Source organism: Nocardiopsis ansamitocini, assembly GCF_030268225.1.
Classification (GTDB): Bacteria; Actinomycetota; Actinomycetes; order Streptosporangiales; family Streptosporangiaceae; genus Nocardiopsis_D; species Nocardiopsis_D ansamitocini.
This window is the reverse complement of sequence record NZ_BSQG01000003.1, coordinates 49,082-72,020: the sequence shown is the minus strand read 5'-3', so window position 1 is coordinate 72,020 and position 22,939 is coordinate 49,082. Positions and strand designations below refer to the sequence as shown.

At 68.5% G+C, this 22,939-nt stretch carries 20 protein-coding genes; 11 read left to right on the top strand and 9 right to left on the bottom strand.

Annotated features, from left to right (window positions below; all coding sequences use genetic code 11):
• Nucleotides 1-39: 39 nt before the first annotated feature.
• Entirely contained in the window at nucleotides 40-966 is a 927-nt protein-coding gene (locus QSJ59_RS10050) for an NADP-dependent oxidoreductase (RefSeq protein ID WP_285758917.1), read from the bottom strand.
• Between the two features lie 240 nt (nucleotides 967-1,206).
• On the opposite strand from QSJ59_RS10050, the gene QSJ59_RS10045 reads away from it, so the two are divergent.
• The 9 genes from QSJ59_RS10045 (at nucleotide 1,207) to QSJ59_RS10005 (ending at nucleotide 11,911) form a co-directional block, all read left to right on the top strand.
• Nucleotides 1,207-3,345: a UvrD-helicase domain-containing protein gene (locus QSJ59_RS10045; RefSeq protein ID WP_285758916.1), complete on the top strand. Its 2,139-nt coding sequence runs from the start codon at nucleotides 1,207-1,209 to the stop codon at nucleotides 3,343-3,345.
• A gap of 86 nt (nucleotides 3,346-3,431) precedes the next feature.
• Entirely contained in the window at nucleotides 3,432-3,881 is a 450-nt protein-coding gene (locus tag QSJ59_RS10040) for a hypothetical protein (protein ID WP_285758914.1), read from the top strand.
• 141 nt (nucleotides 3,882-4,022) lie between these two features.
• Nucleotides 4,023-5,732 carry a hypothetical protein gene (locus QSJ59_RS10035; RefSeq protein ID WP_285758913.1) on the top strand — a complete coding sequence of 570 codons (1,710 nt, stop codon included), beginning with the start codon at nucleotides 4,023-4,025 and terminating at the stop codon, nucleotides 5,730-5,732.
• 239 nt (nucleotides 5,733-5,971) lie between these two features.
• Complete coding sequence (locus QSJ59_RS10030; protein ID WP_285758912.1) at nucleotides 5,972-6,601, top strand: hypothetical protein; 630 nt, start codon at nucleotides 5,972-5,974, stop codon at nucleotides 6,599-6,601.
• Nucleotides 6,602-7,227: 626 nt separating this feature from the next.
• Complete coding sequence (locus QSJ59_RS10025; protein ID WP_285758911.1) at nucleotides 7,228-8,298, top strand: hypothetical protein; 1,071 nt, start codon at nucleotides 7,228-7,230, stop codon at nucleotides 8,296-8,298.
• A gap of 191 nt (nucleotides 8,299-8,489) precedes the next feature.
• Nucleotides 8,490-8,936 (top strand): hypothetical protein, encoded by a 447-nt coding sequence (locus QSJ59_RS10020; protein ID WP_285758910.1) that lies wholly within the window; start codon nucleotides 8,490-8,492, stop codon nucleotides 8,934-8,936.
• 436 nt (nucleotides 8,937-9,372) lie between these two features.
• The gene (locus QSJ59_RS10015) at nucleotides 9,373-10,251 is read left to right on the top strand and encodes an ABC transporter substrate-binding protein (protein WP_285758909.1); all 879 of its coding nucleotides are present in this window, start codon (nucleotides 9,373-9,375) and stop codon (nucleotides 10,249-10,251) included.
• A complete protein-coding gene (locus QSJ59_RS10010) occupies nucleotides 10,248-11,138 on the top strand; it encodes an amino acid ABC transporter permease (RefSeq protein WP_285758908.1) in 891 nt (296 codons plus the stop codon). Before QSJ59_RS10015 ends, QSJ59_RS10010 begins: the two co-directional genes overlap by 4 nt.
• Nucleotides 11,139-11,164: 26 nt before the next feature.
• Entirely contained in the window at nucleotides 11,165-11,911 is a 747-nt protein-coding gene (locus tag QSJ59_RS10005; RefSeq protein ID WP_285759549.1) for an amino acid ABC transporter ATP-binding protein, read from the top strand.
• 17 nt (nucleotides 11,912-11,928) lie between these two features.
• Here QSJ59_RS10005 and QSJ59_RS10000 read toward each other — a convergent pair whose 3' ends face one another.
• Complete coding sequence (locus QSJ59_RS10000; RefSeq protein WP_285758906.1) at nucleotides 11,929-12,510, bottom strand: DUF1707 SHOCT-like domain-containing protein; 582 nt, start codon at nucleotides 12,508-12,510, stop codon at nucleotides 11,929-11,931.
• A 784-nt stretch (nucleotides 12,511-13,294) separates the two neighbouring features.
• Nucleotides 13,295-13,624 carry a DUF3817 domain-containing protein gene (locus tag QSJ59_RS09995; protein WP_285758905.1) on the bottom strand — a complete coding sequence of 110 codons (330 nt, stop codon included), beginning with the start codon at nucleotides 13,622-13,624 and terminating at the stop codon, nucleotides 13,295-13,297.
• Between the two features lie 407 nt (nucleotides 13,625-14,031).
• Here QSJ59_RS09995 and QSJ59_RS09990 point away from each other — a divergent pair, with 407 nt between their 5' ends.
• Nucleotides 14,032-15,864 (top strand): UvrD-helicase domain-containing protein, encoded by a 1,833-nt coding sequence (locus QSJ59_RS09990; protein ID WP_285758903.1) that lies wholly within the window; start codon nucleotides 14,032-14,034, stop codon nucleotides 15,862-15,864.
• Between the two features lie 86 nt (nucleotides 15,865-15,950).
• Here QSJ59_RS09990 and QSJ59_RS09985 read toward each other — a convergent pair whose 3' ends face one another.
• From QSJ59_RS09985 to QSJ59_RS09965, 5 genes are all read right to left on the bottom strand, one after another.
• On the bottom strand, nucleotides 15,951-16,946 hold the full coding sequence (locus QSJ59_RS09985) for a hypothetical protein (protein WP_285758901.1): 996 nt from the start codon (nucleotides 16,944-16,946) through the stop codon (nucleotides 15,951-15,953).
• A 185-nt stretch (nucleotides 16,947-17,131) separates the two neighbouring features.
• Nucleotides 17,132-18,283: an adenosine deaminase gene (locus QSJ59_RS09980; protein ID WP_285758900.1), complete on the bottom strand. Its 1,152-nt coding sequence runs from the start codon at nucleotides 18,281-18,283 to the stop codon at nucleotides 17,132-17,134.
• Between the two features lie 88 nt (nucleotides 18,284-18,371).
• On the bottom strand, nucleotides 18,372-18,560 hold the full coding sequence (locus tag QSJ59_RS09975; RefSeq protein ID WP_285758898.1) for a hypothetical protein: 189 nt from the start codon (nucleotides 18,558-18,560) through the stop codon (nucleotides 18,372-18,374).
• 77 nt (nucleotides 18,561-18,637) lie between these two features.
• Nucleotides 18,638-20,005, bottom strand: a complete 1,368-nt coding sequence (locus QSJ59_RS09970; RefSeq protein WP_285758896.1) for a four-carbon acid sugar kinase family protein — start codon at nucleotides 20,003-20,005, stop codon at nucleotides 18,638-18,640.
• A 271-nt stretch (nucleotides 20,006-20,276) separates the two neighbouring features.
• Entirely contained in the window at nucleotides 20,277-20,828 is a 552-nt protein-coding gene (locus tag QSJ59_RS09965) for a MarR family winged helix-turn-helix transcriptional regulator (RefSeq protein ID WP_285758894.1), read from the bottom strand.
• Between the two features lie 72 nt (nucleotides 20,829-20,900).
• Between QSJ59_RS09965 and QSJ59_RS09960 the strand changes: the two genes are divergently transcribed.
• Nucleotides 20,901-21,623, top strand: a complete 723-nt coding sequence (locus tag QSJ59_RS09960) for an SDR family NAD(P)-dependent oxidoreductase (protein ID WP_285758892.1) — start codon at nucleotides 20,901-20,903, stop codon at nucleotides 21,621-21,623.
• A 26-nt stretch (nucleotides 21,624-21,649) separates the two neighbouring features.
• On the opposite strand, the gene QSJ59_RS09955 is transcribed toward QSJ59_RS09960, so the two are convergent.
• On the bottom strand, nucleotides 21,650-22,870 hold the full coding sequence (locus QSJ59_RS09955) for an MFS transporter (RefSeq protein ID WP_285758890.1): 1,221 nt from the start codon (nucleotides 22,868-22,870) through the stop codon (nucleotides 21,650-21,652).
• Nucleotides 22,871-22,939: the final 69 nt, after the last annotated feature.

Below are 22,939 nucleotides of genomic sequence, written 5' to 3'. Positions count from 1 at the left end.
CGCCGCCGTTTCACTGGCGGACGGCGACCACGCATCGGATCACTCCACCTCGACGACGACCTTGCCACGGGTACGGCCCTGTGCGTTGAGGCGCTGGGCATCGGCGGTCTTCTCCAACGGGAAGACCTCGGCTACCTCGATCTCGATCGCGCCGGTCTCGACCAGGTCGACCAGAGCGCCGAGGTCCTCGCTGTCGGGACGCACGAATACGTAGTCCCCGCCGATATCGGTCACCGCGGTCTCGACGATGGAGGCGATGCGCGCCCCTTCCGCCGCGACCTGGGAGGTGATCGAGAGTGCGTCCCCACCGACGAGGTCGAGCACGGCGTCGACCCCGTTCGGCGCGAGCGCACGGACCCGGTCGGCGAGCCCGTCCCCGTAGACGACAGGCTGGGCCCCCAACGAGCGGAGGTAGTCGTGGTTGCGCTCGGAGGCGGTACCGATCACCTCGGCCCCCAGGCTGCGGGCGATCTGCACCGCGAACGATCCGACTCCCCCGGCTGCCGCGTGCACCAGGACGGTGTCACCGGGGCCGACCTCCAAATGGTGGACGAGGGCCTGGTAGGCGGTGAGGCCGGCCAGTGGGAGGGCTGCTGCCTGTGCCCAGCTCACGTTGCGCGGCTTGCGCGCGAGCGTGCGCACCGGCGCGGCCACCTTCTGCGCGAAGGTGCCATGGCGGACCACGTCCTCACGGACATAACCGATCACCTCGTCGCCGACCGCGAACTCGGGGACGGCAACACCGGGTTGCTCCACGATGCCGGCCACGTCCCATCCCGGGACGACGGGGAAGAACACGTCCATCAGGGAGTCGAGGTATCCCGCCTGGACCTTCCGGTCCACCGGGTTGACCGAGGCCGCCTTGACCCGGATCAGGACCGAGTCGGGACCGACCTTCGGGTCGGCCACCTCGGCGATCTCCAGTACCTCGGGGCCACCGTAGGAGTTGTAGACGACCGCCTTCATAACCGCTCCCTCGTTCGTTCTCCGTCATCGGTGTACGGCTGTGGGCAACAGCGCCGCGCCGACGAGGAATTCCCGTCGCTTCGGCCGGTTGTCCGCACGACCGGACTAGTGCCCGTTCGACGTGGCCGTATCCGGCCTTCTTGTCATTACCGGGTGCTAAATGATCAAAGGACCAAGGTGCGGGGAAACATGACCCTGCGGGGTCCTGGACGAATACGCGTCCGCGAGCGAAGGAGGCTCATGCCGCAGCTGGCCATCGACTCGACGTGCCTTGCGCAGTACGACAAATTGGACCGCCCCACCCGGGAACGCCTTGCGGCGGTGACCCGGAAGTTCAGGGAGTTGTCGTTGCGCGCGCTGCTGGCGCACCCCGACCTCCGCATCCAGGCACTGCCCGCCGGGCAGGATCCACGGATCCGGACGTTCCGTATCAGCGACAGCTGGACGGGGGTGATGTTGGCTCCGGAATCGGGCGAGACCTTCCTCCTGGTGCACCTGCTGCCGCGGGAGAGTGCGGAGGAATGGGCATCCGACCAGCGCCACGACGTCAACACGGTGATGGGCACACTCGAACGGCGCGATGCCACCGCGCTGGAGGAGCGTTCCGTCGCTCCGGGGGCCCGGCCGGAGGCAGACCCCGCGCTGTTCAGCGGGGTCAGTGACGAGGCCCTGCGGCAGTTGGGGGTGGACTCGGAGATCATCCGGTTCTGCCGGACCCTGTCCACCCGGGACGAACTGGCCGATTGGGGGCCCGCCGTCCCGCAGGACCAGTACGAGGTGCTGATCCACCTGGCCGAGGGGATGCCTGTCGACCAGGTGATGAACGAGGTCGTGCTGCCCCGGCGGGCAGCGGCCGGCGGTCGGACCGTCCCGCCCGACGACTACGACGCCGCCATCCGCAACACCCGGCACCGGGTCCGTCTGGTCAAGGACGACGAGGAAGTCGATGACGTCCTCGGCAGGGAGTTCGACGCCTGGCGGGTGTTCCTGCACCCGACCCAACGCTCGCTGGCCTACCGCCCCGCCTTCAGCGGCCCCGCGATGGTGTCGGGCGGGCCCGGCACCGGCAAGACCGTGGTGGCACTGCACCGCGTCAAGTATCTGGCCGAGAATCTTCCGCTGGGCGGCAAGGTGTTGCTGACGACGTTCACCAACGCCCTCGTGGAGTCGATCCGCAGGGATCTGGCCCTCTTGGTGGGCGAGGAGCTGCGCGCCGACGTCGACGTGATCACCGCCGACAAGCTGGCGCTGGACGTGGTGCGTGCGCAGCACCCCGACGTGAGCATGCGCCGCGACGCCGACGCGCGCGGCCTGTTCGCCAACGTCGTCGGGAAACAAGGGCTTTTGTGGTCGGCCGACTTCGTGTTCCAGGAGTACCGACACGTGGTGATGGCCCAGGGAATCACCACCGTCGAGGGCTACCTCGACCCCGACGCCCGGCGCGGACGTTCCACCCCGTTGACCGTGGACCAACGGCGCGAGGTGTGGAACGCCATCGCGACGGCGCGCGCCTGGCTGCGGCGCACCAAGCAGTTGCCGACGGTGGAACTGCACGCGGAGGCGGCACGCATTCTCGACGAGCGCGCGGAACGGCCCTACAGCAACGTCGTGGTGGACGAGGGGCAGGACCTGCACCCGGCCCAGTGGCGGACACTGCGCGCAGCGGTGTCTCCCGGGCGCAACGACATGTTCATCGCCGGCGACAACCGCCAGCGCATCTACGACAACACGGTCTCCTTCAAACAGCTCGGCATCAGGATCGTGGGACGCTCCTACCCGCTGCGCGTGAACTACCGCACCACGACCGAGATCCTGACCTGGGCGGACCAGATCATGCGCGGCCAGAGCGTGCACGAGCTGGGCACGAGTGCACCCGAGGCCCCCGGCTCCACCCGCTCACTCCTTCGCGGAAACCCTCCGGTTCTTTGCGGAGCCGCGGATCCGGCCGGCGAGCTGGCCGCTCTCGAACGGCAACTGCGGGGGTGGTTGGCCGACGGCGTCGCCCCTGGCGACATCTGCGTAACCACCCGAACCCGCAAGGTCCTCACCGAGGTCGTCGGGTTTCTTCGCTCCCGCGGCCTTCCCGTCGCGCGGTTCAACCCCCAGCACCACACCGTGGACGACTCTGCCGGCACCGTCCGGGTGACCACGATGCACGGGGTGAAGGGCCTGGAGTTCCGCGCGATCGCCGTATTCGGTGCGACGGCCGGGGCACTTCCCCTGATGGAACACGTCACCGGCCCAGAACTGGACGAGAACCAGCACCGCTCCGACCTCGCAGCGCAACGCAGCCTGCTCTACGTGGCCTGCACCCGGGCACGCGAGTCGCTGTACGTGAGCTGGCACGGGGAGCCCAGCCCGTTCTTGCCGGTGGGCTGAGCCGCACGGCCCTCGACGGCGCCCGATCCGGGGCGGGCGCGAGACGGACGTCACGGGGCTTGCCCATTGAGCGGGGGACGCGCACCGTGCGAACTTCCGTCTACAACTGCACCGACGGCGTCCAGTGGTCCGACGTCGCCTGGTCGGAGGCGACCGGACAGAGCAACAGTGTCGGCGTCTCCATGACCGCCGAGGCCGGATTCGGCACGGTGTTCTCCGTGAGCTATGAGCAGACCTACCGGGAGACCTGGGAAAGCTCGCACACCGAGAGCCAGACGACCAACGTCGACACCGGCCCCAAGGAGGTCGGCTGGGTCGAACGCGCTCCGCGGATGGAGTGGGTGGCCGGACAGTACGAGATGCGCCTCGGCAGCCGCTTCCACGGCCACTACTACTGGTACGTGCCGTTCGAGGCCACCGGTCCGGCCGACGAGCAGAGCGGAACGGTGCCCCAGTCGAGCACGCCGATGAGCGACGGGGAACGCGCAGCGCACTGCGGCCGGCCCACGGGGAGGCGCAAGGGCGGCGAACAGTAGTGGAGCGCGGGGGATCGGGCGGTAAAGTTCGTGGTGGCCGCCGGTGAAGCACCCCGGCCGCGCAACGTCTTGACAGGCGCGGTCCCCCGGGCCCGCTCCCCCGTCCCCCTCCGCCGTCTCCGATCAGGTTGGTCGTCTCTCATGCGCTTGGTGTTCACGAACGCCGATCAAGACACGTTCGACGAGTACCGGGCTCTGTTCATACCCCGGGTACTCGACTACGGGCGCAAGCGGGGGCTGAACGTGTCCCGGCGCGCGCTCGAACTGCTCCTGGACTTCAAGTACGGCGCTCCCGACAAGGGTGGGGACGGGCTGCTGGCCAGGTGGAGCACCGCCGACGTGGTGTCGCTCCTGCTGGACTGGCTGCCGGCCGAGAGCGGCCGCTCCGCTGTCCGGACCGCCGAGGTCCGCACCGCCTTGGACTCCTGGCTGGGCTTCCTCAACGAGGAGGACCTGCTGGACCGGCGATCGGACGCGCGCGAGGATCTGCTGGGCATGGTGGACCGGCTCGCCGATGCCTACCAGCACGCGATCGACGACCCCGCCGAACACCGGGTCGCCGCTTACATGCACTGTGTGATGGACGACCTGGGCTTCGAGATCGACGACCCCGAGCAGATCGCGGACTTCGAGGCGAAGGTCGAGGCCGGGGCGATCGCGGTGGACGACGACCTGGTGGCCGCGATCGCTGCGGGCGAGGAGGAGGGCCCCAAGTCCCTTCTCGCCGGTCCCGGGCGGGCGGGGTACACCTGGCGGGCGCCGCGGTTGCTGGAGGACGCGGAACTGGACGCCGCGATCACGGCTGCCCCGACCATCGTCCGGCTGCGCGAGCTCGCCCCCGAGGAACTTCCCGAGGACGCGGCAGAGGCGTGGTTGATGGCCTACGACGCCGTCGGCGAAGCACTCGCCGAGCGGTTGAACCTGGACGAGGACGGGTTCGAGGCCTACTTCGGACTGGCCTCCGACGAGTTCACCGGATCGGTCCTGACCTCGTTGTTCATCGAGCGGCTCGCGTTGCCCGCGTCGATCGTCGTGGAGATGGTGGCCGAGCTCGGCGACCAGCTCGACGACGAGTTCCGGATGAGCCCCAAGCAGGAGGCGAAGTTCACCGAGGCCGTCGGGCTGGTGCTCACCGAGCTGGAACGCCTCGGCGCCGTCGAGGGGGCGACCTCGGGTGAGGACGCCGAACTTGCGGGAGAGCCGGTCTACCGGCTGACCCCGCTGGGCGAGTGGGCCGGGCTGGAGGAGCTCACGGCCGAGGACTACACGATCCGCGACTTCGACGAGCTGATGGGCGAGTCCGCCGAGGTTCTGGTGGAGCGCGCTGCTGCCGGCGAAGCACTGAGCGAGACCGACCTGGACTCCTGGATCGCCGAGCGCGACGAGGAAGCGGCGATGCGGGAACTGGTGGAGGTCGCCCGACGCACCGACGACTCCACCCATCGCGCCGCGGTGCGTGCCGTCACGGCCGAGCACCCCTCTGCCGCACACCCCGTTTACGAGGCGCTGCGCGACGACCACGACTTTGGTCACCAGGCCCGTGTCTGGCTGTTCGACGCCGGCTTCGCCAAGGAGTCGGACCTGGAGGCCGAAGACCTGTCCTGGGTGATGATCGACGGAATCGCGGCCCTGGCACGCATGGGGATGCTCGGCGACGAGCAGATCCAGGAGCTTCCGGTGAACGTGGGCAACGACGGCACGTCCCTCTTCGATCTGGCGCGGATGCTCCGTCACCCCGAGACCGGGTTCCTGCTCACCTGGCTGGGTGAGAACCACCCCGACCCCGCGCTCCGCAAGGAGGCGCGCACGACGCTGTACCGCTACCAGAGCGGACAGGACCGCCGCGGCTGATCCGACCCTCGGGAAGGGACCGGGAACGGCATGGTCGCCGTTCCCGGTCCTCGGGGGAACCCGCTCGGGTTGTCCACAGATTTCTTTTTCCCTGCCTTTCGCCCCACCTCACCTGTTTACCGTGGGTTATCCGCCTGATGCGGCGGGTGTTCGACGAGTCTGGGAGGGGTCGGATGGGTGTGAGCGGCCGGGATCGGGCGTTGGTGGAAGCAGCCACGACGTGTTTGTTCGTGGAGCGAATGCGGGCTTTCCTGCGCTGGGTGGGCGATCGTCGGGAGGTCTCCCGCGATCAGGTGGGGACGGCTGCGGGCGTGCGGGAATACGTCCCTTTGAGCATCGGTGCGTGGGTGGAGGATGACGACGTCGCCACCGAACCCCCCGAGTGCGAGATGGGGGATGCGGCGCCACTGCTGGCGTTCGCGTTGGAGGCGCGGGTACTGGAAATGGTGGTGGATCGCAACGAACGCCGACCAGGCGGCGGACATCGCCAACACGGCTGGGTGATACCCGGCCCGGAGTACGTCCGGATGCCCAGGGACGCGGCGCGGTTGTGGCGAATGGCCGTGGAGCGACTTCCCCTGCTGTGGCGCCAGCGCGACGTCCGGATCTACCACCGGGTTGCCCAACCGCTGGTGGAACACCTGTTGTCCCTGCTCACCGAATCCGGGGAGAACGGGGTGGCGGTCTCGGAGTTCGTGGAGGCGTCCGGGCGGGAAGGTCTGCCCCGTTCAAGCGTTGAGGTCGCGGTGTCACTGTTGGGGTCGTTGAACCTGGTCCGCCACGACTATGACCTCGATGTCGGCGAACGCTGCGCGCTCACCCCGCTCGGTCGGCATGCCACAACACTGCTCCTTCCCGCCTCTTCGTGAGAACGCCGGCTGCCCCGCCCCTGGTCGGGGCAGCCGGCAACGGTCGTACAGGACATCCGTACGGTGCCCCGGCTCGACACCGGCCCGACTCTTGGCAGGGGGTCGCGACGTTCCCATCCGCTCTCCCAGCGGATGTGCCTGCTTTCACCCGGAGCACGAAGAAGCACATGCCTGATCGTCCGGGGCACCGTCCGGCCACGCGCCGGCTCATCGACAAGGGGCCGGTACCGGGTGAAAACACGCCGACCGGACCGCTCTCCCCTCCCATCGTCCGACAGCGGTCCCGGGCGGCCGAAAATCTTCTGTCCGTACAACCCGTCCGGGGCGACTCCCCTGGTTTCGGGCAGCGAGGAACGCGCCTTCGGCTCTCTGGACGGCCAATATTTGCCAAGAAGTCTTTGACAAGCGTCTTTCGCACAGCCCACCATTGCTTCGGCTCCCGGGGCACCCACTTCCCCGGACACCGGGATCGTGTCCTCCCACTCGTCCGGCTCACCCGAGAAGGCCGCCAATGCGGCTAAAAGCGCCGAGTGGGCCGAAGATGGAGGGAGGACTCGGGTCCCGCCACGGGCGGGATGTCGGTCGTGCTCTAATTCCTTCTATCGTTCCGGCTTGGGGAGCCTTTCTTGGAATACCGCATCACCGCCGAGCTGTCGCTTCCCGCGGGCTCTGCCGAGCTCGACGGCCTGCAACAACAGGGCGCAGCAGCGCTACTGGCCGAGTGGCTCGACCGCGTGGCGACGGTAGAGGGCCCTGACGGCGTGGAGATCACGCCTTACGACCACGAACTGGACACCCACCCCAGCGGAGCCGTGATCGAACTGCTGGTGGACGCGCCGGCACTCAGCTTCGCCGAGAACGGGGCGGAAGCGCTGCTGTACGAGATCCTGGAGCGCACCGAGCTGCTGGCCGACTGGAAGGTCGGCAAGTGTGAAGTAACGGTCAGCGACGCCGAACTCGCCGAGGCGCTGGAAAGCCACGACGGCTCCGAGACCGCCCCCGCTTCCGGGGTGGTCGGCGTCCCCCCGGAGGAGATCGCCGCCCAACATCGCCGCCTGCTCGGCCTGGCACCTCAGCTGCGCGCCTTCGACGCCGACTCCTTCGGTCCGTCGACCGACGTCGACGACGCCCGGCTGCTTGCCGCCGGCGCGCTCATCGACCGGGCCGTCGCCCTCACCGATGAGCTTTTCATGGACGTCACCACCCTGGAGGACGACGCCCACTCGCTGGACGAGGACGACACCTCCTGGACTGCCGACGACTCCGACGAGCTGTTCGTTCTCCATGACCTGCCGGTCCGCTACCGCCACCACTACGACGTCATGTTCGCCAAGAAGTTCCTGCTCTCCTCGGCTGCGGTCTATGCCCGCCTGACCCGCCCCGGCTGGGCCCGGCCGACCTCCACCGCCGAGGCACTGGCCCTGTACGTGCTCGTGGAGAACGCCAAGGACATCCTGGTCTCCCTGGCCGGCCTGGACGCCGGGGACGTGAACACCATGTTCTCGGCCTTCGACGACGCGGCACAGGCCCACCACGATCATGAATGGCTCTACCTGGAGGACCTCGACGCCATCGACCCCGACGACTCAGCGGCGGACCCACTGGGTTTTCTGGCCCGCAACGCCCACTCCTGGTTCGACCCCTACCCCGACAGCGTGGACACGGCACCGCATCCGTACCTGATCGACGAAGGCTGATCAGGACGTCGGCCCCTGCCCGCCCCGAGCGGAGTTTTCCACAGCCGGAAAAATCATCGCGGACCAGCGCGTGTGGCGACCGCGAATATCAGGGTAGGCGGGTGGTCGACGGGAGCACCCGACAAACGCGGGAGGCCGCGGTGCGGATGCTTCGGATTCTGATAATCATCGTGCTGAGCACAGGGGTTTTGATGGTGGGTACAGGCGCGCAGGCCGAGGAACCGGCCAGTGGGAATCTGGACGGCTTCACGATCGGTTGGGTCCCGGCCGGGGTCGGCACCCAGGTGTCGGACTTCTCCTACGAATGGGAGGAGGTCGCCTTCTCCTCTCGTGTATGGGAACGCGAGCTCGACAACGGCGACGGTTTCCAGGTCGACCTGACGGTGGCGGTACTGCGCGGGGACCGTCTCGTCGATCAGGCGGCTCTGCTGGCCTTCCTTTCCGAGTACCACGAGCAAGATCCCAACACCTGGGACGTCGCGCCGTTCTCCCACGGCGACTTGCTGGGCGGGATCGCTCCTGACCACGCGTTCTGGCTCGTGGAACCGGGTCTGGCCGTCTCGGTGCGACTGGCCCCGGAACGGTTCGGAGCAGATGACCTCACTGCAACGGCGCGGGGAGTGACGTCCGACCTGTAAGTGCCTCCACGGCAGGACGGAAACCTTGCCGAACGAACATTTTTCTTCGGAGGCCAAGGAGGAGAATACGGCGGGGGAGGGCCGCAGCCGGCCGAGGCCGTAATTCGCCGACACGACGTCAGGAACCGCCGAAACCACGGTGACTTGATCGACGGAGCCCTGTCATGCCACAGGCATCGGGGGTGGTACAGAAACCACGACCTGGACCACCCCCGCCTCCACTCCCCCTCGCCTGGCCCCTAACACCGCACAGGGCGTTTTTCGGCAGTCCTTCCCCCCGCTGCCCCCGAAATCCGTTGATCACCTGACGTGATGTGATGAAATCGAGCCTTCACAGCAATACCCACTGACTCAGTAGGTTGTCTACTCTCAGAAATGTCCCTTGTCTCGGCATTCCTCCCGCCGAAGCCGCATTCCTGGATTACCGGAGTACCCCATGAGCCGCATTCCCCCGTCCGCCCCAGCACGTCTGCTCGGCGCCACCGCGCTCGGAGCGCTCCTGCTGGCGGCAGCGGCCTGCGCTCCCGTCGAAGACGAACCCGCTGCCGACGCCGGCGCGACCGAGTGCACTCCCGAAGGCATGGAGACGCTCACGGCCGGCACCCTCACGATCGGGACCGACAGTCCGGCCTACCCACCGTGGTTCGTGGACGACGACCCCACCAACGGTGAGGGGTACGAGTCGGCGGTGGCCTACGCCGTGGCCGAGGAACTGGGTTACTCCGAGGCGGACGTGGTCTGGGAGTCGGTGACGTTCAACAACGCGATCCAGCCAGGCCCCAAGGCATTCGACGTCGACATCAACCAGTTCACCATCACCGATGAGCGCAAGCAGGCCGTGGACTTCTCGTCGCCGTACTACGACGTCCGACAGACCGTGATCACAGTGGCCGGTTCAGCGATTTCCGAGGCGTCGTCGATCGCCGACCTCAAGGACGCCACACTCGGCGCACAGGTCGGCACGACCAGCCTGGACGCGCTCACGGAGGTGATCGCGCCCACCGCGGATCCCCAGGTCTTCAACAACAACGACGACGCCAAGAAGGCACTGGAGAACGGTCAGGTGGACGGCATCGTGGTGGACCTGCCCACCGCCTTCTACATCACCGGCGCCGAACTGGACGACGGCGTGATCATCGGGCAGCTCCCTGCCCAGCAGGAGGCCGCTGAGCAGTTCGGTCTGGTCCTGGACAAGGGGTCGGCGCTCACCCCGTGCGTGAGCCAGGCGATCGACTCTCTTGTCGAGCAGGGCGTCATCGCCGAACTCGAACAGCAGTGGCTGGCCGACGTCGCAGAGGCGCCCGAACTCTCGTGACCACCACCGTGACAGGTCCGGGCGGGGAACCACTGCCGCCCGGACCGTACCGGCCCAGCCAGCTCCAGCGTGAGCGGGAGTCCTACCGGCGCAGGCAAAGCGTGCGTTCGGTCCTGCTCGCTGCTGTTTCCACCGGCGTGGTGGGCCTGGTCCTCATCCTCGGGATCGTCGGTTCGCCCGGGTGGGAAAGGGTCAAGGAGACCTTCTTCGACCTGGAGGTCGGCCTCGACGCCTTGCCCGCCGTACTGACCGGGCTGTGGCTCAACGTGCGGCTTCTGGTGTTCTGCGCGATGGGCGCGCTGGTGCTCGGGTTGCTGGTAGCGATCATGCGCACCCTGCGGGGTCCGGTGTTCTTCCCGCTGCGTGCACTGGCGACTTCCTACACCTACGGTTTCCGTGGCGCGCCGCTGATCATCGTGCTGTACCTGATGACCTTCGGTGTCCCGGGCCTGCGTCTGGGCGGCACCCCCAGCGTGCTGGTGCTGGGCGGGATCGCGCTGGTCATCACCTACGGCGCCTACCTGGCGGAGGTGTTTCGCGCCGGAATCGAGTCGGTCCACCCCAGCCAGATCGCGGCTGCCCGCTCCTTGGGGTTGACCTACCGCCAGACGATGCGGCACGTGGTCCTGCCCCAGGCAATCCGCCGGGTCACACCGCCGCTGCTCAACGACATGGTGGCGCTGCAGAAGGACGTCGGGCTGATCTCGCTGGCCGGGCCGATCGATGCTATCCGCGCGGCGCAGATCGCCACCGCGCAGTCCTACAACTTCACGCCCTACCTGGTGGCAGGAGTCCTGTTCGTACTGATGGCGATCCCCCTGGTCGCCGTCACCGACTGGGTGACCATGCGCGCGGCCAGGAGGCAATCCGCAGAGGGGGCACGGTGACCACCACCGGACACGAGCCGGACGCGATGCCTCCGGTCCTGGCCTGTCGAGCCGTACGCAAGGAGTTCAACGGAACCGTCGTGTTGGACGACTTCGCCCTTGAGGTGGCCGAACACGAGGTGGTCGTGTTGATCGGCGCGTCGGGGTCGGGCAAGTCCACCCTGCTGCGCTGTGTCAACCTGTTGGAACCGATCAGCGACGGCGCTATCCATCTGGACGGCGAGCACATCACGGACCCCCGGGTCGACCCCGACGACGTGCGCAGACGTATCGGGATGGTCTTCCAGTCCTACAACCTGTTCCCGCATATGACCGTGCTGGACAACATCACCCTGGCACCCGAGCGGGTACACGGTCGGTCGAGGGCGAGCGCGCGGACCCACGCGACGGAACTGCTGGAGCGGGTAGGGCTGGGCGAGAAGGCCGGCGAGTACCCGGACCGGCTTTCCGGCGGCCAGCAGCAGCGAGTGGCGATCGTGCGGGCGCTGATCAATTCGCCTCGGCTGCTGCTGCTCGACGAAGTGACCTCCGCGTTGGATCCTGAACTGGTGGGCGAGGTGCTGTCCCTGATCCACTCGCTACGCGAGGAAGGAATGACCATGCTGCTGGCAACGCACGAGATGGGTTTCGCCCGCCAGGTCGCCGACCGGGTCTGCTTCCTCGACAAGGGTCGGGTGCTGGAGCAGGGACCACCTGAGCAGGTGCTGTTCGAGCCGGAACAGCACCGGACCCGCCAGTTCCTCCAGCGGATCATCGACGCCGGCCGCCTGTAGCCGCCGGGCCTTCGGGGTCAGCCCAGCCACTCGTCCATCCTGGTGCGGTACATGACCTTGAGCGTCCCGCCCTTGCAGTTGCCCGTGATCCGAAAGTGGGGCATGGGCGGGGTGGGAACCGTGCCGACCCGGTTGTCCAGGGTTCCGTACCAGGAGGTGTCGACCTGGACGTCGGCTGTGGCGTCCTGGGGGAGGAAGACCTTGACGCTGCCCCAGTTGGCGGTGATCTGGAAATCGACGACATCGGTCAGGAAGGTCGCTTCGCGAAAGTCCAGGCGGGTGTCGCCGTAGGGGTTGCGCACCACGACACGTCCCGGGACCTGCCAAGAACCACTGCGACTGATCTGCCCGCCTTTGGCGTTGAGTTCCAGGGTTTGATCGGCTCCCGGCTGGATTGCGGCATGCCGTGCTTGAGGGACCGCCGGCCGGTCGCTTCCCACCGGCAGATCCGCAGTGAGCGGTTTGAGGTCGGCGTAAGTCCGTGCCGCGTAGACGGCGTCCAGACGCTCGCCCAGCTCGTCCAAGGTGATCCTGCCTTCGCCTGCGGCGTCGCGCAGGACTTCGGCCACCCGGTCGCGGTCGACGTCGGAGGCTCTCATGTCGGGGCGCCGCCCTGCGCTGTCCGGGGTCACTGTTTCGCGTTCCAATCGCTCGGAGGGGGATTCACCCTTCCATGCTAGAAGACGGGGCGGCGGAGACCGCGTTGACCAGGCCCCTCAAGTGTCGCGCCGACTCGGTGGCCGACCGTGGCGCAGTCGCGATGCAGATACGACACAGCGCCCGGCAACAAGACGTCGGGGTTCGCGGACTCGGGGGCTCCGTGGAAGGAAGGGGGACGAGGAGGGCGTGGGCGGTCCGGGTCCTCGGCGTGACGGTTCGGCGCTGGACCGGTCGAGACGGAAACCGTCGCGACCGGACGTCGTCGCGGTTCCTGCCGGGAACGACACGGGGAACGATCCGGTGGGCGGTTGGAACTCCCCCGACCGGACGCCGGGTCAGGGACGGGGTCGCGCCGGGCGAAGTCGGCGGCGAGCTCGTCGAAGGTGACCCAGCGGACATCCTCGTGCTTGATTGACGTGCTCGATGATGCCCTCGTGCACGAGCAGCGCCTGGGGTCGATCGGAGACGTCGGGGGACGGACGGTCATGGTGAAGACCGCGTAGTCGTTCTCCCGATAGATCCGGTCGGGAGGCCGACAGCAGGTGGCCCCAAGCAGGCGTCGGTGACGGCGGGACCGGTGCTGCGGTCCTGGCCCGGATGGTCGCGGGCGAACCGGTGGAGTCGGTTCTCCTGCCTCCCGAACTCGTGGTCCGCTCCTCCAGCGGCGGCACGGGACCCTGGAAAGCCCCGCAGCCGATCCGCGGCGGTGAGTCGCGAGGCGGTTCAAGCAGTCGCGGGGACGCGCTCCCTCGTGGGGGCGATCCGCCCGGTGCGCGACGCCCACCGCTCGAAGACCACGGTCCCCAGAGGCGGAACCGCGGCGACCAGCGCCCAGAAAGCGGTCGTCAGGCTCCAGCCGAGCTTGACCCAGGCCAGCAACGCGATGACGCAATAGGCGACGAACGCCGCACCGTGCAGGGGACCGAAGATCTGCACACCGATCTCGTCGAAGACCACAACGCGCTTGAAGAACATGCCGACCAGCAATCCAACCCACGTGAACGCCTCGACGGCTGCGACCACCCGGAAGGCGGTCAGAACGGACTTGGACACCTGGGCTCCTTGCTGGGTCGGGACTCCCGCCACCTGCGGGACCGTTCCAGTCTGGCGCAGGTCGGCGGGTGCCCGGACCCGGGGTCGTGCAGCAGCCCTCCGTCATCTCCCTAATTTCGGACAGGCATTAAACAGTAAAACGGACATCGCCTGGCCAGGAGAATGCGCACGTCGGGGCCACTCCGACGGGACATCCTCCCCCCGCGTCCGCGAAACCTAGGAAAAACAGGTCCTGAGCTGGCATTTCACACACCGGAAACGCTCTTGCGAGCCACTCGCGAATCGCCGCTTGCGGGTGGTTTGCCGGAATTTCCGCGGACGCATACCTACTAGTGAACGCCGTGGTCAGCGGACCTTTTTGCCCACAGGAAGCCCGTGCCAGGTTGAGGACCGGAGGAATCGACGAAGTGCCACAGCTCGCGATCGCACCAGCCTTTCTCACCGACTTCTCGCAGCTCGAAAACAGTGTCCAGACGGCGATCATGACCGTCATGCAGGCGTACATGTCCGGTGACCGAGAACCCCTGGAAACTATTTCGGACGCGGCTGACCCACGCATCCGTGTCATGCAGATCGGCCCCGGCTGGTCCGGCGTGGTGGCACCCTCTGCCAACGGCGTGTACTGCCTGGTCGCAGTTCGACGCCATGACGACGCCCTCTCCTTCGCGCGGCGCTACCGCCCCGAGGCCGGCCCCGCGCTCAGCATCGTGGAAATGCGCGAACATCCCGGAAGCACGATGTCGGCCCCCCGTGCGATCGGCCCCGCCGAACTGGCGGACGACCTCAGCCTCTCCTTCTCCGACTGGCAGATCACCCTGCACCCCAGTCAGCACCGCCTGGTGGATGCCCAGTTCACCGAATCGACCCAGATCACCGGCGGCCCGGGCACCGGGAAGACCGTGCTCGCACTGCACCGGGCCGCGCACCTGGCAGCGCGGGACTCCGCTCGATTCGGCTCGGTCGAGCACGCCCCGATTCTGCTCACCACTTTCAACAAGCTGTTGGCCCAGACCCTGGCCGGCCAACTCGACCGGCTCGTACCCGATCCCGAGGTCCGGTCCCGTATCGAGGTCGCGACCATCGACAAGGTCGCCCGGGGCATCGTCTACGACCACACGGGCATCCCGCCGGAGACGTTGGGAAAGGAAGCCATCGGAGAACAGTGGCGAGCGTCGGCGCGCGCCGACGGGCTGCCCTTCTCCGGACGCTTCCTCGCCGACGAGTGGGAGCAGGTGATCCTGGCCCAACAGATCACGGATCTCCCCTCCTACATCCGCTGCGAACGAAGCGGACGGATGCTGCACCTGGCTCCCGAGTACCGCACGCACGTCTGGGAGGCGGTGCATCGTTACGTTGCACGGATGAACGCCGCCGGTGAGTGGTCCTACCCGCAGGTGGCCCAGGAGGCGGCCCGTCTCCTCAAGGCGTCCGGCCCGCTCTACCGGCACGTCATCGTGGACGAGGGCCAGGACCTGCACCCCGCCCAGTGGCGGCTGCTGCGCGCCGCCGTGGCGAAGGGGCCGGACGACCTGTTCATCGTGGCCGATCCACACCAGCGCATCTACGACAACCGGGTGTCGCTGGCGTCGCTGGGGATCAACGTGCGCGGGCGGAGCCACCGGCTGAGGGTCAGCCACCGGATCAGCCAGGAGATCCTGGACTGGTCGATGCCGATCCTGGGGCGTGCAGTGGCGGTCGGCCTGGACGACGACGCCGACACCATGGTCGGCTACCGCTCGCTGCTGCACGGTCCCGAGCCGGTGGTCCGGGGCTGCTCCAGCCGATTGGAGGAGTTGACCGCGCTGGGCGAGTGGGTGCGGGTGTGGCTGGAGGCGGGGGTCGCTCCTTCCTCCATCGCACTGGCCGGACGCAACCAGTGGGTGGTTCGCCACATCGCCAAGGAGTTGCACGCCTGCGCCATTCCGACCGTGCCGCTGGACTCCACCTCAAGTTCCAATGCCGTGCGGGTGGGGACCATGCACAAGTTGAAGGGGCAGGAGTTCAGCTGTGTGGGCATCATCGGGGTGAGCGAACCTCTGCTTCCCCCGAAGGCAGCGATCGACGCTGCCGAGGGGGACCCCGCCGCCCTGGAGCAGCTCCACCAGCAGGAGCGCAACCTGCTCTTCGTGGCCTGCACACGAGCCCGGGACGCGCTCTACGTCTCCTACTCCGGCACACCCAGTCGGATGCTGCCCGGGGCGGCGCCTCGGGGCGGACCGGATGCGACAGCAGATGAGTAGGGAACCGCAACCGCACCGATCGTCTGGAAGAAAACAGCAGACCGACTGGAGAGAGGGCATCCGGACCATCCGATGACGGCTGCGCGTCAGACCGGGGTGGAGTCGTAGACGTAGGGGTGGGCGACGCAGACCGTGTCGAGCGGGTCGAACCAGGTGGACAGCCTCCAGGGGTCGGCGCTGTCTCCGAAGGGGTCGGCTGCGTCGCCCAGCAGCCCCAACCACTCCTGGTGGGACCGCTCGAAGGCGTTGCGCCTCAGGGCGTCGAAATGACGGCCGGGATCGACCAACAAGCGATTGCCCACAAGATAGTCGTGGGCGGCCTGGAACATCGTGTAAAGCGCCAGGGCCTCGGCGAAGCTCGTCGGGGGCTGCCAGACCGGTTCGACCAGGCGGTGCGCCGCGGTACCGCCGACGAGAAGAAAACGCCGGACGAAAACATCATCACACCGCGTCGCGACCGCAGCGGGCAGTTCGCCCAGGATCCAGGGATCGGTGAGCTCCGCGGCACTGATCTGCTCGCGGTGCATCGTGTCGAGGTCGTTGAAGAGTCCGTCGAGGACGATGTGCATCCCCATCAGGATCGACCCCGCGAGCAGGGCGGCGCGCCCGGGCTCCGCTGGATCGGGCCGGACCTCGAACATGGCGGGGCCAAACGCCCGCAACCGCGCCGCATGGCCGAGCACGTGTCGACGGGCGCGTGCGGTGGCTTCGGGAGACCCCGCGCACGCCCCGATCCGCAGCCCGGGAACGGGAGGGCCGGCGTGCGGGACGGCCGCACATTGCGCCACCCACCAGTACGCGGTTCGCGCGGATTCCGTGAGGAGCCGGGACAGCGCGACGCGCACACCGGTCTCGGCCGCCGACGCGGTGGGCGCTTCCACGACGGCCTTGACCAGAGCCCCCCGGGGATGGGCCCGGGCCTCGGCGGTATGCACCACCACCCGGAGCCCTCCCGGGCCTTCGATCCTGGCGATGGTGCCCATCTGGGCCAGGATCTGCTGCGCCCCGACGTGTGCCTGCTCCGGATCGAGGTCGGTCTGCTTCGGGGATGTCTCCACGTTGATGCGCACCGCGTAGTGCATACCGCCTCCAACGGGTCGGGGACCCGTTTGGGTCCTTGTCCGACGTTAGGGGGCCGCGTCAGGGCACCTCGGCGTTGTCCACAGGACGATCGGGCGAAGCGGAAGTACGCGCCCGGGGGGCTCGCAGGCGGTGCGGAGCCGCGAACGCACCACGTCCGACCCCCGTGAGTCGGAAGTGCGCCCGTTCACCACTGGTCCTCCTGACGGAAGAAGGCCGCGCCCGCGTGGTCGCGGTACTCGGCTGCGTAGCCGGGTTTGATGACGCGCTCGATCAGGTCGAGGCGTTCGTCATGGCCGATGAAAGCGGACTTCATCGCGTTGACGGTGAACCAGCGCAGCTCGCGGAGGCCGTAGCCGAACACGTCTGCCAGGGCGGTGAACTCGTCGGTCATCGAGGTGGCTGCGAGCAACCTGGAGTCGGTGTTGACCGTCACCCGGAAGCGCAGCCGGCGCAACAGGTCCACTGGATGCTCTGCGAGTGCACGGACCGCGCCGGTGCGTACGTTGGAGGCGGGGCACAGCTCCAACGGAATGCGTTTGTCGCGCACATAGGCTGCGAGCTGACCGAGCTTGGCGCTGGGCCGAGGCCCCTCCGTCCCTCCTTCTTCCGCCCCCACGGCGATGTCGTCGACGATTCGCACCCCGTGGCCGAGCCGGTCGGCACCGCACCACTGGATCGCCTCCCAGATGGAGGAGAGCCCGAATCCCTCTCCCGCGTGCAAGGTCAGGTTGAAGTTCTCCCGTTTGACGTACTCGCAGGCCGAGATATGTCTGGTGGGCGGATAACCTGCCTCGGGGCCGGCGATGTCGAAACCGACCACCCCCCGGTGCCGGTACCGAACAGCGAGATCGGCGATCTCCAGCGAGTCGGCGGCCTGGCGCATCGCGGTCAGCAGCAGCCGGACGTCCACCGTCCGTCCGAACAACCGGGCCTTGGCCGTGCCGACGCGGATCCCCTCGACGACGGAGTCGACGACCTGTTCACGGGTGAGCCCGGCACGGGTGTGCTGCTCGGGGGCGATCTTGGCTTCTGCGTAGACGACACCGTCCTCGGCGAGGTCCTGCACGTACTCGGCTGCGACGCGGGTGAGGGCCTCGGGCGTCTGGAGAAGGTCGACGAGCGGGTCGAAGCGGGCAAGGTGGCGTTCCAACGAGCGGGGCTCGTCCACCGCGCGGAACCACGCGGCGAGCCGTTCGGGGTCCTCGGTGACCAGGCCCTGGTAACCGGATACCCGGGCGAGCTGGACCAGGGTCGCGGGACGCGCGGCGCCGTCGAGGTGGTCGTGCAGGACGACCTTGGGAACACGCTGGACCGTGTCACGGGAGATCGGGCGCATCGTCCTCCTCTCGCCACCGAGGACACCGCGGTGACGTGGGTAAATTTCCCGGATTGTAGTCCAGGATCCCCCGTGGCGCAGCCCTCGGTCAGCGCCGGGCGCGGATCCCCCACACCAGCAGGCCGAGACCGGCTACCAGGACCACGGGGCCGACGATGCCCCACAGGGTGACACCGGTCATGACGCTTCCTTGGAGGTAGCCCCATCCCTGGAGGCCCCACACCGCACCGATGAGGACGCACAACGCGCCGATCCCGATCAGGACCCAGCTCTTCATGGTTTCCCGCCTCTCCTGGAAGTAGTGCCGCCGAAGACGTATTCGGAGCCGCCGGGCCCCACGGATGGGTGGGACTCTCACCCCGGGCCGTGCGCGTCCTCAACCGCGAACAGCACGTGTTCGGAGACCTCCGAGCGCACGGTGCGCAGGCGGGCCTGGACGGCGCGGCGCAAGCGGCCGAGGCACTCCAGGACGGCCGTGTCCTCACCGACCATTCCGCCCTTGGTCACCAGGGGTGCCCCGTCCAGAGGACCGCCCGCCACCACACCGTGCACCACCAGCGGCAGGACCTCACCGCCGACCTCGAAGGCATGTACCCCCAGTTGGTCCAGGACCGCTGAGGTGACGTCCCCGCCACTGGTGAACAGCCCGCTGGGCCTCCCTGCGGGGCCCGCCTCGTGCTCGGCGTCGTGGACGGCCCTGGCGACGAGGCCGGCCAACAGGCCCGGCAGGGTGTGGCGCGTACGCATCGGAAGCGACGCCAGTTCGGTGGCCGACAGGGTGGTGCGCATGATGACCACGTCGGGGAACACGTACGTGGTGAGCGCGTCGACCAGGGATGCCAGCACCTCTTCGGCATACTCCGGAGCACCGCCGGCCAGTGCTTCGGCGTCGACGTCGATGAACCGCGCGGGGCCGCTGCGGGCGACGGCCGCCAGTTGACGGTGCGACAGGTCGGTGGCGCTTCCCACGACGGCCAGCAGCGGCCCCGTGACGTTGCTCTCCCCCCGCAGGTGCAGCGCCTCGGCGAGCAGCGCACCGGTGGGCCCGGAGTCCACGACGAGCCAGACGATGCCCTGCTCACGGCTGGCCTGCGCTGCCGCCTCGGCCAGGTCGGCAAGGTAGGGCTCGGTGAGTGCGTCGCAGAGGACCACCGGCTCGTCACCTGCGGAGAGCTCCGCGGCGAGAAGGTCCCGGGTGACCTGACGGACCGGTACGTGACGCACCGCAAGGGTGGTCTGACGGGCGAGGACGTCGGCCACGGCCCCCGTTCCCACCGGGCTGATCGGGTCCAGGGCGAGTTCGGTGCGCTCGAGCGGGACGCCGTCGAGCAGTTGGATCCCACCGGAGGTGGTGCGCCCCGAGGAGGGGAAGGCCGGGGCCATCAGGATTCGCACCCGGGTGGCGGCGGGATACCGGTCGCGCAGAGTCTGCCAGGCCGCTTCCGTCTCTGCACCGATGTTGCCGCGCAGCGTGGTGTCCACCCGTTTGACGACCAGGCCGACCGGCCAGACGGCCTCGATCACGTCGACGACGAGGTCCATGGCCTGCTCGGCCGGCATGTGCCGGCTGTCGAGGTTGGCGATGACGACGTCGTAGTCCTCCGCCGCGCGGGTGACGTGCTCCGGCGCGACGGTCGCGACACGATGGCCGGAGCGCGCGAAGCGCGCCCCGGTCGCGTTCGCTCCGGTGAGATCGTCTGCGATGACGAGAACCTGTGCCACCCGACTATTCATAGTGCACAAAAGCGCTGCCCCGGTGAGAACGCAGACCGGATGCCCGAGGTTCTTCGTCGTCCGTTGCGCGCAGGGGTGCCGTTGGGCCGGTCGCGCGGCTCCGCCGGGGCGTGGCCGTGGACCCCGGGGGCGCTTGCACGGCACAGGAGGCGGTTGGGCGAGAAGCCGGCCGGCCCGAGTCCCCTGCTCGGGAAGAACTCGTGTGCGGGCCGACCACCTGGACCACCGGCAGGAGGGGCAGCGACACGTCTCGGCGGGGTCAGAGGTCGCCGGTACCGACGTGCGAGGGGGGCTGGACCCCCAGCGCGCCGTGCAGGTCGGCGAGGAGGGCGCGCAGCAGGGCGGTGAGGGCCGCCTGCTGGTCCGGGGTGAGCCCGGCGACCAGGGCGGCCTCACGACTGAGCACCTCGTCCACAAGGCGCTCGACCAGTTCGTGACCGCTTGGGGTGAGCGTGACGACGACCGCTCTCGATCCGTCGTCGTGCGGCTGGCGCACGACCAGACCGTCGCGTTCGGCGCGGGCGACGCGCTGGGAGATCGCTCCGGGGGTCACCATGGTGCGTTCGGCGAGTGCGCGGGTGGTCAACCGGTAGGGCGGACCGTTGCGGCGCAGCACGCTGAGCAGGTCGAGGGTCGCCGGATCCGCCCCCGCGGCGGCGAGTACCCGCCGCCGCTCCTCCCCGAGCAGTTTGGCGGCATGCCAGATGCGGGTGACGATACCGATCCCCTCGATCGGTGTCCCGGGGCGTTCGCGCGACCAGGAAAGGGCGATGTCGTCGATCGGGTCGGTCGGATCCAGGTTGCCGCTCATCACGTTCCTTTTGTTTTAGAGCTAAATGATATGTTGCCATTTAGCCCTAAACGATACCTGAGGAGAAACCCTGTGCAGCGAACAGTCATCGTCACCGGTGGTGGCACCGGGATCGGCCGCGCCGTGGCAGCCGCATTTGCCCACACAGGCGACTCGGTCATCATCACCGGGCGCCGCCACGGCCCCCTTGAGTCGGTCGTCGAGGACCTGGGCGCGGGAGTACGCGCCGCTGCGTGCGACGCGGCCGACGCCGATCAGGTCAGCAGGTTCGCCACGGGGCTGGGCCCCGTCGACGTACTGGTGAACTGCGCCGGCGGCAACACCGACTTCGACCGTCCCGAGGCGGCCGACCTCGCCGCGGTCGCGGCGAACTGGCGGGCCAATCTCGATGCCAACCTGATCACGGCCGTACTGATGACCACAGCGGTGAGCGACCGCCTCACCGGTGGCGGCACGGTGATCAGTATCGGCTCGATCGCCGCGGACAAGGCGGCCGGATCCTACGGCGCCGCCAAGGCAGGCCTCGCGGCGTGGAACATCAGCCTGGCCGCCGAACTGGGCCCGCGCGGCATCACGGCGAACGTGGTGTCGCCCGGTTACATCGCCGGCACCGAGTTCTTCCGGGACCGGCTCACCGACCAGCACCGGGACGCGCTGATCTTTGCTGCGAGCACGGGACGCGCGGGCACTCCGGAAGACGTCGCCGGCACGGTGCACTTCCTCGCCTCCGACACCGCTCGTCAGATCACCGGCCAGGTGATAGCGGTCAATGGCGGGGAACGCACCACCCGCTGACGGGCAGCAGGCGCGCCAGGTGGGCGTCAGCGCCGCGCACGCAGTGGCAGCCCGCACAGCAGTGCGGCTGCGCACAGCACCACTACATAGGCGCTCATCCCGGTCCAGCCGAGCCGGTCGTAGACGACGCCGCCGAGCCAGCCGAAAAGGCTCGATCCCAGGTAGTAGGCGAGGGTATACAGCGCCGCGGCCTGGGCCCGGGCGAAAGTCGCCCGCTGCCCCACCCACGCCGATGCGGTGGCATGGGCTGCGAAGAAGGAGAAGGTGAAGAGCACCAACCCTGGGACGACCAGCCCCAGCAGGGGGAGGGCGAGCACCGCGGCAGCCAGGGCCATTGCCACGGCGGCGAGCAGCAACACCCGGTACCGACCGACCCGATCGACGAGCCAGCCGGCCACCGAGGAGCTGAGCATCCCCGCCAGGTAGGCGGTGAACAGTAGCGCCACCACCGTCTGCGACACCCCGAAAGGGGGCGCGAGCAATCGGAAACCCAGGAAGTTGTAGACGGTGACGAAGGCACCCATCAAGAGCAGGGCCTGGGCATAGAGGCCCAGCAGCACGGGGTCGCGCAGGCTCGCGCCCAGTCGGGAGGCCAGCCCCCGGCCGGAGCCCTCGCCCGAGCTCTGCGGAAGGGAACCGGAACGTGGGATCGCGACGTAGAAGACGACGAGGGTGAGCATGCCCAGCGCGGCGTCGGCGCCCACTCCCCACCGCCAACCGCCGAGATCGGCGACCGCTCCGGCCACGAGCCGGCCACTCATTCCGCCCAGGGTGTTGCCCGCGATGTAGAGACCAACGGCCCGCCCGAGGTCGCTCGGGTGGATCCGCTCGGCCAGGTAGGCGACGGCAACCGCGGGCAACCCGCCGAGGGCTGCCCCTTGAAGCGCGCGCAGGACCAGAAGCAGCCACAGCTCATGGGCGAAGGGAGCCGCGGAACCCAGCAGCGTGGACACCACCAACGCCCCGGTCATCACCGGGACCCGGCCGAACCGATCGGCGATCCCGCTCCAGACCAGGACGAACCCCGCCAGGCCACCGGTGGCGAGAGAGACCGCGAGGGCGGCGGCCGAGGCCGAGGCGTCGAAGGCCACGGCAATCCCCGGCAGTACCGCCTGCACCGCGTACAACTGGGCGAAGGTCGCGACCCCCGCGGCGACCATGGCCGTCACGACGCGTCGGTAGTCCTTGCTGCCGACGCGGTATCCGGTCTGGCCAGGTGCGGGCGGAGCAGCGCTGGTTCGGGTCACCTTCCGACCATAGAAAGCATGAATCAATACGTCTAATGCATGAGTTGCAGATAGTTCATACTGTTTTAC

Bases quoted from the DNA above. Each gene is read 5' to 3' on its own strand.
- QSJ59_RS10050 (WP_285758917.1), bottom strand. From the start codon at position 966: ATGAAGGCGGTCGTCTACAACTCCTACGGTGGCCCCGAGGTACTGGAG.
- QSJ59_RS10045 (WP_285758916.1), top strand. From the start codon at position 1,207: ATGCCGCAGCTGGCCATCGACTCGACGTGCCTTGCGCAGTACGACAAA.
- QSJ59_RS10035 (WP_285758913.1), top strand. From the start codon at position 4,023: ATGCGCTTGGTGTTCACGAACGCCGATCAAGACACGTTCGACGAGTAC.
- QSJ59_RS10030 (WP_285758912.1), top strand. From the start codon at position 5,972: ATGCGGGCTTTCCTGCGCTGGGTGGGCGATCGTCGGGAGGTCTCCCGC.
- QSJ59_RS10020 (WP_285758910.1), top strand. From the start codon at position 8,490: ATGGTGGGTACAGGCGCGCAGGCCGAGGAACCGGCCAGTGGGAATCTG.
- QSJ59_RS10015 (WP_285758909.1), top strand. From the start codon at position 9,373: ATGAGCCGCATTCCCCCGTCCGCCCCAGCACGTCTGCTCGGCGCCACC.
- QSJ59_RS10005 (WP_285759549.1), top strand. From the start codon at position 11,165: ATGCCTCCGGTCCTGGCCTGTCGAGCCGTACGCAAGGAGTTCAACGGA.
- QSJ59_RS10000 (WP_285758906.1), bottom strand. From the start codon at position 12,510: ATGAGAGCCTCCGACGTCGACCGCGACCGGGTGGCCGAAGTCCTGCGC.
- QSJ59_RS09985 (WP_285758901.1), bottom strand. From the start codon at position 16,946: ATGCACTACGCGGTGCGCATCAACGTGGAGACATCCCCGAAGCAGACC.
- QSJ59_RS09980 (WP_285758900.1), bottom strand. From the start codon at position 18,283: ATGCGCCCGATCTCCCGTGACACGGTCCAGCGTGTTCCCAAGGTCGTC.
- QSJ59_RS09975 (WP_285758898.1), bottom strand. From the start codon at position 18,560: ATGAAGAGCTGGGTCCTGATCGGGATCGGCGCGTTGTGCGTCCTCATC.
- QSJ59_RS09965 (WP_285758894.1), bottom strand. From the start codon at position 20,828: ATGAGCGGCAACCTGGATCCGACCGACCCGATCGACGACATCGCCCTT.